Origin of the sequence: Rhizobium sp. RU35A (assembly GCF_900156005.1) — a bacterium.
Classification (GTDB): domain Bacteria; phylum Pseudomonadota; class Alphaproteobacteria; order Rhizobiales; family Rhizobiaceae; genus Neorhizobium; species Neorhizobium straminoryzae.
In genome coordinates, this window is sequence record NZ_FTMR01000006.1 from 368,063 (window position 1) to 376,847 (window position 8,785).

10 protein-coding genes and 1 pseudogene are annotated in these 8,785 nt (G+C 62.4%); 9 read left to right on the forward strand and 2 right to left on the reverse strand.

Annotated features, from left to right (window positions below):
- Positions 1-69 precede the first annotated feature (69 nt).
- The 3 genes from F3H95_RS15930 to kduD are packed head-to-tail and all read left to right on the forward strand — an operon-like array spanning position 70 to position 2,385.
- Complete coding sequence (locus F3H95_RS15930; protein ID WP_244618032.1) at positions 70-729, forward strand: GntR family transcriptional regulator; 660 nt, start codon at positions 70-72, stop codon at positions 727-729.
- A 42-nt stretch (positions 730-771) separates the two neighbouring features.
- Entirely contained in the window at positions 772-1,620 is an 849-nt protein-coding gene (kduI, locus tag F3H95_RS15935) for a 5-dehydro-4-deoxy-D-glucuronate isomerase (protein ID WP_149746706.1), read from the forward strand.
- Between the two features lie 12 nt (positions 1,621-1,632).
- Positions 1,633-2,385 carry a 2-dehydro-3-deoxy-D-gluconate 5-dehydrogenase KduD gene (gene kduD, locus F3H95_RS15940; RefSeq protein ID WP_149746707.1) on the forward strand — a complete coding sequence of 251 codons (753 nt, stop codon included), beginning with the start codon at positions 1,633-1,635 and terminating at the stop codon, positions 2,383-2,385.
- A gap of 80 nt (positions 2,386-2,465) precedes the next feature.
- Here the strand turns inward: kduD and F3H95_RS15945 are convergent, their stop codons facing one another.
- Together F3H95_RS15945 and F3H95_RS15950 are read right to left on the reverse strand one after the other, a co-directional pair.
- Entirely contained in the window at positions 2,466-3,011 is a 546-nt protein-coding gene (locus F3H95_RS15945; protein WP_188134396.1) for an invasion associated locus B family protein, read from the reverse strand.
- A gap of 166 nt (positions 3,012-3,177) precedes the next feature.
- A complete protein-coding gene (locus F3H95_RS15950) occupies positions 3,178-3,402 on the reverse strand; it encodes a hypothetical protein (protein ID WP_143126363.1) in 225 nt (74 codons plus the stop codon).
- Between the two features lie 480 nt (positions 3,403-3,882).
- Here F3H95_RS15950 and F3H95_RS15955 point away from each other — a divergent pair, with 480 nt between their 5' ends.
- From F3H95_RS15955 to F3H95_RS15980, 6 genes and pseudogenes are all read left to right on the forward strand, one after another.
- The gene (locus tag F3H95_RS15955) at positions 3,883-4,482 is read left to right on the forward strand and encodes an SCO family protein (protein WP_149746709.1); all 600 of its coding nucleotides are present in this window, start codon (positions 3,883-3,885) and stop codon (positions 4,480-4,482) included.
- 397 nt (positions 4,483-4,879) lie between these two features.
- The gene (gene pstS, locus F3H95_RS15960) at positions 4,880-5,929 is read left to right on the forward strand and encodes a phosphate ABC transporter substrate-binding protein PstS (RefSeq protein WP_244618039.1); all 1,050 of its coding nucleotides are present in this window, start codon (positions 4,880-4,882) and stop codon (positions 5,927-5,929) included.
- A 90-nt stretch (positions 5,930-6,019) separates the two neighbouring features.
- The gene (pstC, locus tag F3H95_RS15965; RefSeq protein WP_149746710.1) at positions 6,020-6,997 is read left to right on the forward strand and encodes a phosphate ABC transporter permease subunit PstC; all 978 of its coding nucleotides are present in this window, start codon (positions 6,020-6,022) and stop codon (positions 6,995-6,997) included.
- A 5-nt stretch (positions 6,998-7,002) separates the two neighbouring features.
- On the forward strand, positions 7,003-7,848 hold the full coding sequence (gene pstA, locus F3H95_RS15970) for a phosphate ABC transporter permease PstA (protein WP_149746728.1): 846 nt from the start codon (positions 7,003-7,005) through the stop codon (positions 7,846-7,848).
- Between the two features lie 3 nt (positions 7,849-7,851).
- Positions 7,852-8,646, forward strand: coding sequence for a phosphate ABC transporter ATP-binding protein PstB (pstB, locus tag F3H95_RS15975; RefSeq protein WP_143126367.1), 795 nt, complete (start codon positions 7,852-7,854; stop codon positions 8,644-8,646).
- 32 nt (positions 8,647-8,678) lie between these two features.
- Positions 8,679-8,785: pseudogene (locus F3H95_RS15980) on the forward strand (phosphate transport system regulatory protein PhoU); the annotation flags it as partial.

Consider the following 8,785-nt stretch of genomic DNA (forward strand, 5'->3'; position numbering starts at 1 on the left):
CCTCTGCCGGTTGCACATATCTGTATGACATTGTATGGAAGTGTACACGAGAGCGAGGGAGGTCGACGCGTGGCATCGGAAAGCATGGCGCACAAGGTGGAGCGGCAGTTGCGCGGCGATATTCTGACGCTTGCGCTCCCGCCGGGCGCACGCATTTCCGAACAGGAGATCGGCGAGCGCTACGGTTCGTCCCGTCAACCCGGTCGCGAGGCATTGATCGCGCTCGCCAAGAGCCGGCTGGTCGAGATCCTGCCGCAGCGGGGCGCGGTGGTGGCGAAGATCTCCGTCGCCAAGCTGATGCAGGCGGCCTTCATCCGCGAAACCATCGAAACGGCCGTGGTGCGCACCGCCTGCAACGCCTTTCATTTTCATGCCCGCACGCGGCTTGCCGATTGCCTGAAGGAGCAGGAGCGCGCCGCCGGTACCGGAGACCGGGCAGAATTCCGCCGCTACGATGACCTCTTCCACAAGACGCTCGCCGAAGGCGCCGGCCTGCCGATGGCCTGGAGTGTGGTGGAGGATCTGAAGGCGCATATCGACCGGGCCTGCTGCCTTTCGCTGCATGCACCGGACACGCTTGCCAAACTGATAGCCGAACATCAGGCGATCGTGGCGGCCATCGACACCAGAGATCCGGCGGCCGCAACGGCCGCCATGACCACGCATCTGTCCGAACTGCTGCACGACCTGCCCCGGCTGGAAGCACAGCATCCGGATCTCTTCGAATAGACGCAAATCCGTCGACGAAAGCACAAGGGAGTTGGAACAACCATGACGACCACGATACAGACGCGCCATGCGGTGCATTACACCCAGTCGGAAACGATGACGAGCGCCGAACTGCGCGACACCTTCATGATCGAAACGCTGTTTGCCGCCGGCGAAATCCATGCGGCCTACACCCATTACGACCGCATGCTGGTGGCCGGCGCCATGCCGACCGCCGCCCCGCTGACGATCGGCGCCGATCTCGCCAAGACGGTCGGCACCGATTACCTGCTGGAGCGCCGCGAGCTTGGTCTCATCAATATCGGCGGCAAGGGCAAGGTGGTCGCCGACGGCACGACCTACGCGCTGGATTTCCAGGACGGCCTCTATCTTGGCATGGGCGTGCGCGAGATCGCCTTCGAAAGCGAAGACAGCGCCAACCCGGCCAAGTTCTACATCAACAGCGCGCCGGCGCATGCCAGCTTCCCCTCGCGCATCGTCACCAAGGCTGACGCAATCGAGAACCATCTCGGCGACCAGCTGACCTGCAACAAGCGCAAGCTCTACCAGTACATCCACCCGAAGGTGCTCCCCACCTGCCAGCTGCTGATGGGCCTGACGCGGCTGGAACCCGGCAGCGTGTGGAACACCATGCCCGCCCACCTGCATGACCGCCGCATGGAAGCCTATCTCTATTTCGAAATCCCGGAGGATGCCTTCGTCGTGCATCTGATGGGCCGCCCGCAGGCGACCAGCCATCTCATCCTGCGCAGCGAACAGGCCGTCCTGTCGCCGCCCTGGTCCATCCATTGCGGCTCCGGCACCGCCTCCTACGCCTTCATCTGGAGCATGGCCGGCGACAACCAGTCCTTCACCGACATGGACTTCGTGCCCATGAAGGACCTCAAGTAAGGATCGCAGGCTATGAATCTCTTTGATCTCACCGGAAAGCGCGCGCTGGTCACCGGCGCCCGCACCGGCCTCGGCCAGGGGCTGGCGCTGGCGCTGGCGAAAGCCGGCGCCGATATCATTGCGCTCGGCTCCCGCCCGATGCCGGACACCGAAGCCAAGGTGAAGGCGCTCGGCCGCGGCTTCGAGGAGGTGGTCTACGACCTTGCCGACCCCTCGGGCCTCGATGCCGTGGTGGCGGATCTCACCGCGCGCGGCACCATCGACATCCTCGTCAACAATGCCGGCCAGATCCGTCGTGCCGACTTTACGGAGCTTTCCGAGACGGACTGGGACGACATCATGAACATCAACCTGAAAAGCACCTTCGTGCTCTCGCAAGGGGTGGTGCGGCACATGCTGGACAAGGGAATTGCCGGGCGCATCGTCAACATTGCGTCGCTGCTCTCCTTCCAGGGCGGCATTCGCGTCGCCTCCTACACCGCCAGCAAGCATGCGGTGGCGGGGCTCACCAAGCTGATGGCCAATGAACTGGCAGCCAAGGGCATTACCGTGAACGCCATCGCGCCGGGCTACATGGACACCGACAATACGGAGGCACTGCGCAACGACCCGAACCGCAGCCGCTCCATCCTCGAGCGCATTCCGGCCGGCCGCTGGGGCGAGCCTTCCGATCTCGACACGGCCGTGCTGTTTTTCGCCTCACCGGCCAGCGGCTACGTGACCGGCCAGATTCTGGCGGTGGATGGCGGCTGGCTCGCCCGCTGACGCATAACCGCCTCGACGCAACACGGCCGGGCCTTCCGCAGGAGGCCCGGCCGTGTGTTTTGGCGGACGAAGTCCGTTGCTTAGGGCGCCAGTTGCGCGGCCCGCGCCAGGGCTGCCGAAAAGCCCTTGAGAGAGAGACGCATCGGTAGCGCCTCGCCGGTGGCAAGCGTCAGCGCCTGGATTTTCAGCACCGGCACCGTCTTCATCGCGCTGACGAGCGCCGGATCCAGCCTGATCGGCACGATGCAGCCATCCGGCACGCAGGTGGAAAAGGGAAAGCGCTGCACCGGCCCGGCATCGCCGAGGGAAAGGCCCGCACCATCGGCCAGCTTCAGCCCGAACGGCAGCAGCAGGGCGCCATCGATGCGCCCACCGCGCGGCATCAACTCGGCCGCCAGCATGGCGCGGCCGGTCGTGCCGTCGCTCTGCTCCTGGCGCAGCACGCAGCCAACGACACCGTTCTGCGCCCGGCAGGCCACCACCCAGTCTTCAAAAGTCTCCACCAGCGAGCCGACACCACCTGGCAATTGCGCCGCCATGACCCGCTCGACCGTGAGGGACGACACAAGCCCCAAGGTCAGCACCAAGCTGGCGAGTGCCCGCAGCGCCACGACACGCCACATCATCATCGATTTCCGCATGCGACACCGCACGATTTCTGCTGCCACAAGGCCCCGTCGCACGACGCGCGAAGCCGCCCGCCGATTGACACGACCGGCGGGCGGCTTCAAGCAGAAATCGAAGCAAATCAATCTTGCCCACACGCCTCCGGCGCAGGGCGGTGCGAAGGCATCAACTGTTGTCGTTTGCCGCCATCGGACGGCGTTCGATCTTGCCGACCACCATCTCGATCATTTCCTCGCTGAGATCGAAGCCGTGGCGATGCCCCTCCGCGATGAACATGTCCATGAAGGTCTTGATGTCGGGCGCGCTGGCCAGTTGGGACATGGTGAGCGGATCGCGGCGCACTGCGCCGTAGAACTCGATCACCGAATTCGATGTCGTGTTTCCTGCCATGCGAAATCCTCCCAAGATGTCCTACAGCGATACAGCGTTATACTTGCTGGATTGATATCGCACACCTGAAGCGAAAGAGGCAAGTCGATAGAGTGAATGGTAAGATGTTGTATTTCCCGACACAGGAAAGGAGAAACATGACCTTTTGTCGGAAGCACGGATCCACATCGCAAGTTATGCCTCTTCTGTTCCCAGTTGACTGAAGCAATGGGCCGGACAGGAAATTCTTTCTTTTGTGTTAACGTGCGACCGGCTCGAAGAACGTTATACAATGTACCGATACCCCTGCGGCAAAACGCCCGTCGGGTTGACGAAGGTTTGAGGTGCCAAGCGGTACACGAGCGCGCGGGAAGCGTATAAGGAAAGCTCCAGCCACCCAGGCCTTCCGGAACCGACCGATCCACGGCCGGCGGGCAGAGACGAGATGATACGGGATCGCACGCACTGCCGGCAGAGAAGGCCGGCCAAGGACGACGCCGAATGAGCCATGCCCCCTTGCGCATTGCAGCCCTCACCGCCGCGGGTCTGTTCGTCACCCTGCTGGTCGCCATCATGATCTGGGTTTCTGCCGACAGCGCCCGCGCCCGCCCTGGTCCCTTCGAGGCCAAGTTCTCGCTGATCGATGACCGAGGCAACACGGTTGACCAGACCCTGTTCCACAAGGGCCCGTCGCTCGTCTATTTCGGTTATACCCACTGCCCGGAAATCTGCCCGACCACGCTGTTCGAGGTGGCCGGCTGGCTGAACCAGCTTGGACCGGAGGGCAAGGCATTGAACGCCTACTTCTTCACCGTGGATCCTGAGCGTGACACGAAGGAGGTCATGCACAGCTACGTCACCTCCATCACCGACCGCATCACCGGTGTCACCGGCGACCGCAAGGAGCTGCAGAAGGTGCTGGACGGCTGGATGATCTACGCGTCACGCAGCTATGGCGACGACAGCGATTACCATATGAACCACACGACATCCCTGCTGCTGATCGGGGCGGACGGCCGGTTGAAAGGGATGATCCCCTATGGCGCGGATAACGAAGAAGCGCTTGCCAAGATCCGCAGCACCCTGCTCAAACACGGCTGACCGTTGCTTGCCGGCGTCCGTGGTCCGTTCGCCGGACGCCTTCCACATCCCTCAGAGAACATGTGGCAGGTTCGCCAATCGACGCGAGAGGATTGACGGACTTGCACGCCTGCGTCGCTTGCTCCCCTGCAGGAAAGGCATAAGGTATGCATATTGCGCCCGAAACGGGAAAATTTCCAGAAATATAAAATTACTTTTTGTCCATTTTTATTTTGACATCAAAATATTGACTGTCGATTGAGTTCATATATCAAAATACAACGTTGCGACGCATACCGTCTATACATGCCTTTTTCTTGCCACGATATTGTCATGTGAGCTTCATTCAGCGGGTCTAATCCGCATTTCGTCGCCGATGCGGCGTCTTGCACTCTGAACAAGAGAGATCCCCATGAATATGCTCCTTCGCAAATTGGCGCTGACCACCGCGCTGATCGCAGCTGTTCCGTTTGTCACTGCTGCCCAGGCGGCAGACATTTCCGGCGCCGGCGCCACCTTCCCCTACCCGATCTACGCAAAGTGGGCCGACGCCTACAAGAAGGAGACGGGCATCGGCATGAACTACCAGTCCATCGGTTCCGGTGGCGGCATCAAGCAGATCAAGGCCAAGACGGTCACCTTCGGCGCGTCCGACGCGCCGCTGAAGGGCGATGAGCTGAACGAAGCGGGCCTGGCCCAGTTCCCGATGGTCATGGGCGGCATCGTTGCCGTCGTGAACCTGAAGGACATCAAGCCGGGCGAACTCGTGCTCGACGGCCAGGTGCTGGCCGATATCTTCATGGGCAAGATCACCAAGTGGGACGACGAAGCCATCAAGAAGCTGAACCCGAAGGTCAAGCTTCCGTCGAAGGCCATCGCTGTCGTTCACCGTTCGGACGGCTCCGGCACCACCTACAACTTCAGCTACTATCTCGGCGATGTTTCCGCCGACTGGAAGAGCAAGGTCGGCGTCAACACGGCTCTCGAATGGCCGGTCGGCATCGGCGCCAAGGGCAATGAAGGCGTTGCCAACAACGTCTCCCAGACGGACGGCGCCATCGGCTACGTCGAATATGCCTATGCCAAGCAGAACAAGCTGACCTATACCGACATGATCAACAAGGAAGGCAAGAAGGTTTCGCCGAAGGCCGAAGCCTTCTCGGCTGCCGCCGCCAACGCCGACTGGTCCAGCCAGCCGGGCTATGGCGTAATCCTTGCCAACCAGCCGGGCGCCACCTCCTGGCCGATGACGGCTGCCACCTGGATCCTGGTCTACAAGCACCCGGACGACGCGGCCGCCACCACCGACGCGCTGAAGTTCTTTGCCTGGTCCTACGCCCATGGCGAGAAGATGGCTGCCGAGCTCGACTACGTTCCGATGCCGGAAAAGGTCGTCAAGAGCGTCGAAGCTATGTGGCAGAAGGACGTGACCGGCAAGGACGGCAAGCCGCTGTTCGCCGCCAAGTAAGCGCTTTCGCGCATCGCACGGGAAGGGACGCCCGCCGTGGCGCCCCTTTCCGCCCCACCTGTTTCCCGGCCGGATGATGGAGATCAGCCCATGAGTGCTGCAGGCGCGGAGCGGCAAGACAGCCGCCGCGAGAGGATCGTGCGACAATTCGCGCTGACCGACGTGATCTTTCGCGAGGTATCGCGTCTGGCGGCCGTTGTGGTGCTCGCTTTGCTCGGCGGCGTGGCGCTGTCGCTCGCACTCGGCTCCTGGCCGGCGCTCTCCACCTTCGGCGCAGGCTTCCTCACCACCGAAAGCTGGAATCCCGTCACGGAGAAATTCGGTGCGCTGGCACCGATCTACGGCACGCTTGTGACGTCTGCCGTGGCGATCCTGCTCGCGGTCCCGATCGGCATCGGCATTGCCGTTTTCCTGACCGAACTCTGCCCGCGCCCGCTGCGCCGGCCGATCGGCATCGCCATCGAGCTGCTCGCCGGCATTCCCAGCATCATCTACGGCATCTGGGGCCTGTTCGTCTTCGCGCCCTTCCTGCAGGCCACCCTGCAGCCCTTCGTCATCGACGCCTTCGCCGATATCCCCGTTCTGTCCAGCCTGTTTGCCGGCCCGCCCTATGGCATCGGCATGCTGACCTCGGCGCTGATCCTCACCATCATGGTGCTGCCCTTCATCACCTCGATCACCAAGGACGTGTTCGACACGGTGCCGTCGATCCTGAAGGAATCGGCCTATGGCATCGGCTGCACGACCTGGGAGGTCATCAGCCACATCGTGATCCCCTATACGCGGGTCGGCATCATGGGCGGCGTCATGCTGGGTCTCGGGCGTGCGCTCGGCGAAACCATGGCCGTCACCTTCGTCATCGGCAATGCGCACCGCATCAATGCCTCGCTGTTTGCGCCGGGCACGACGATCTCCGCCACCATTGCCAACGAATTCACCGAGGCGGATGGCGTGCTTTACACCTCCTCGCTGATTGCGCTCGGCCTGATCCTGTTCTTCATCACCTTCATCATCCTGGCTCTAGCGCGCTTCATGCTGATGCGCATCGACCGGAAAGCAGGAGCCTGATGCCCATGTCGTCCGTCACCTATCCGCGTCGCAAGCTCACCAACAGCATCATGATGGGACTCTGCGTGCTGGCAGCCGCGATCGGCATCGCCTGGCTCGCCCTGATCCTTGGCGCGCTGGTCTACAAGGGGATCGCCGGCCTGTCGCTCGGCGTCTTCACGCAGATGACCCCGCCGCCCGGCGAAGCAGGCGGCCTGCTGAACGCCATTGCCGGCAGCCTGGCCATGTCGATCATCGCCATGCTGGTCGGCACGCCGATCGGCATTCTGGCCGGTACCTTCATGGCCGAATACGGCCGCTTCAGCCGGCTGACCGTCATCGTGCGCTTCATCAACGACATCCTGCTTTCGGCGCCCTCCATCGTCGTCGGCCTCTTCGTCTACGAGATGCTGGTGGTGCCGATGGGGCATTTCTCCGCCATCGCCGGTTCCTTCGCGCTCGCCGTGCTGGTCATACCCGTGATTGTGCGCACGACCGAGGACATGTTGAACCTCGTGCCGAACGCGCTGCGCGAGGCCGGCACTGCGATCGGTGCGCCGCGCTGGATCGTCATCCGCTCGGTCGCCTATCGCGCCGCCTCGTCCGGCATCGTCACCGGCATCCTGCTCGCCATCGCCCGCATTTCCGGCGAGACGGCGCCACTTCTGTTCACCGCCCTCAACAACCAGTTCTGGAGCAGCAATCTGAATGCTCCGATGGCAAGCCTGCCGGTCACCATCTTCCAGTTCGCGCTCAGCCCCTATGAGGAATGGCAGCAACTGGCCTGGACCGGCGCCCTCATCATCACGCTCACTGTTCTTGGCCTCAGCATCGTGGCCCGCAGCCTCACCGGACGCAAGGAGGATCGATAAGTCATGATATCCGCCGAGAAACCCGCCACACAGACGGCAGCCGGCCCCGCCAAGATTGAAATCAGGAACCTGAATTTCTACTACGGCGAGACGAAAGCGCTGAAAAGCATCAACATGGCGCTGCCGGCCCGTTCGGTTACCGCCTTCATCGGTCCGTCGGGTTGCGGCAAGTCCACGCTGCTGCGCGTGCTCAACCGCATCTACGAACTCTATCCGCGCCAGCGCGCCGAGGGCGAGGTGCTGGTCGACGGCAAGAACATTCTCGACCGTTCGCAGGATCTCAACATGCTGCGCACCAAGGTCGGCATGGTGTTCCAGAAGCCAACGCCCTTCCCGATGTCGATCTACGAGAACATCGCCTTCGGCATCCGCCTCTACGAGAGCCTGTCAAAGGCCGATATCGACGAGCGCGTCGAGGCAGCGCTGCGGCGCGCGGCACTCTGGAACGAGGTGAAGGACAAGCTGAATGCCAGCGGCCTCAGCCTTTCCGGCGGCCAGCAGCAGCGCCTGTGCATTGCCCGTACGGTTGCCGTGAAGCCGGAAATCATCCTGCTTGACGAACCGGCCTCGGCGCTCGACCCGCTCTCGACCGCCAAGATCGAGGAACTGATCGACGAACTGCGCGCCGACTACACGATCGTCATCGTCACCCACAACATGCAGCAGGCCGCCCGCGTCTCGCGCCAGACCGCCTTCATGTATCTCGGCGAGCTTGTGGAATTCGACGACACTTCGAAGATCTTCACCTCGCCGCAGCAGAAGCGCACGCAGGACTACGTCACCGGCCGCTTCGGCTGATCGAAGCCTCCTTGCCAGGAAAGGGAAAAGCCATGCCCTCCAGCCATATTCTGTCAGCCTTTGACGAAGACCTGAAATACCTGAACCGCCGGATTTCCGAGATGGGCGGTCTGGCCGAGGAGATGTGCGGCGCAGCCGT